Source organism: Halomonas sp. ND22Bw (assembly GCF_003011945.1).
GTDB classification, from domain to species: Bacteria; Pseudomonadota; Gammaproteobacteria; order Pseudomonadales; family Halomonadaceae; genus Halomonas; species Halomonas halophila.
The window spans coordinates 1-266 of sequence record NZ_PXWD01001017.1 but is presented as its reverse complement, the minus strand read 5'-3'; the positions used below and the strand labels follow the sequence as shown (position 1 = coordinate 266).

General features: G+C 60.9%; 1 pseudogene. It reads left to right on the top strand.

The features are described 5' to 3' along the window. Nucleotides 1–234: pseudogene (locus tag CVH10_RS21245) on the top strand (hypothetical protein); the annotation flags it as partial. Nucleotides 235–266: the final 32 nt, after the last annotated feature.

Here is a 266-nt window from a genome sequence, read left to right as displayed (position 1 = left end):
GAGCGCGAGCTGAACAAGCGGGCGCGCCAATGTCTGTCGGCCTATGCGAACATGGAGGAGCTGATCAAGATCGGCGCCTACCGCACCGGCGCCGACCCCATCGTGGACCGGGCCATCGCCCTGAACCCCGCGCTGGAGGATTTCCTGGGTCAGGACAAGGACGACGCCACCCGTCTTTCCGATTCCTTTACCCGACTGGAGGACATCCTCAATCAAGGCATGATCAGAGAGTGACGACTAAATGACCGCTTGGGCTCAATCCCTGA